General features: G+C 51.9%; 1 protein-coding gene. It reads right to left on the reverse strand.

The genetic code is table 11. The annotated features are described in order from the left end of the window. Positions 1–187 precede the first annotated feature (187 nt). Positions 188–1,232: hypothetical protein (locus tag BVER_RS29245; RefSeq protein WP_232316939.1), on the reverse strand; the 1,045-nt coding region annotated here is incomplete at its 5' end.

Consider the following 1,232-nt stretch of genomic DNA (forward strand, 5'->3'; position numbering starts at 1 on the left):
GAATGTAACTTAAGTAAAGACCAAACACACAAACACACATTAGAAAATTAACTAAAGTAAAAACAAACAAAAGATTAGTTCTAAACTAAAGTAGAGTTATCTAAAAGCTGAAAAATAAGTAAACTACAAAATCGTGCACTTGGCACGCAAAATGAGACAGATGCCTCCCTGAATGGATATACGACTGCTACTGAGGTGGCTGAGGTGGTGCCAGTCGGCTCAAGATGGTCTGCATAAAGTGCTCCATCTGCTGCTGATGTGACTGGATTTCGGACCGGAGCTGGAGGAATCCATGGTCGACATGTGTCCGGAGGGTGTCGATGTCCTCTCGGAGCTGTAAATAGCGCTGCTCTCTCACATCTGCTGTCTCCGTGTCAGAGCCGTCCGGAGCCTGCTGCTGCTGCTGCTGTGGTGGTGGAGACGGCGGTGGTGGAGGGGGTAGGAGCGTCTGATGATGTGGTGGAGGTGAGGGCGGTGGCGACTCATGCTGTAGTGGTTGAGGCTGCCGATCCTTGATGGCTTCGAATCGGAGATCCGACATCAGCTGAATGAATGTGGCTGGATCTCCTCTGGGTCGGATCCCTGCCTTGACGCACATTGCCGTGATAAGGTTCGGGAAGCCAAGAGACAACTTTGACTTCGACGTCTTTGTCGCCGCCACCATCTGATCGCTAATGACTCGGCCCACATCAACTGCGACTCCGGTGCTGATAGCATATATCAGGTGAGTGCGCATCTTCAGCACCTCCGGATTCGATGAAGTAGGCATCAGACGGCACCTGACGAAGTGGTTAATCAGTCTCGCCTTCGCTCGCAGCTCGGACTTGAGAATGAATCTCCAGTCTGCCTGGCGCTGCTCCTGCCCCGTCAGCTCACGGTAGATATCTCGCTCGTCGACCTGCCTCATATCGTAGTTAATTCCCAGGTTGGGCAGGTCGAAAAAGGCATTGATTGCCTTTGCGGAGAAATCTACCGTGTGTCCGTCGATAGTCATCTCCCTCTCCTTCTCAACCTGTAGGCGCGCATAGACCTCATAAATGAGGTTATGATCACCAGGTCGGAGCCTATCATGGCCGGCGAATGCCTGCCATCTGTATCGCTCAATGTACGCCTGGAGGGGAGGTTCGATCTTCAGTCCTCTCTCTTGCACAATCGATTTCTTTTTGTAATCTGCCATGGCCTCCCGCACTCCTACCAAAGACTCCTCCTGTTGACTGGTGGAGGCCTCTGTC

This window comes from Candidatus Burkholderia verschuerenii (assembly GCF_001189365.1).
In the GTDB taxonomy this organism is placed as follows: domain Bacteria; phylum Pseudomonadota; class Gammaproteobacteria; order Burkholderiales; family Burkholderiaceae; genus Caballeronia; species Caballeronia verschuerenii.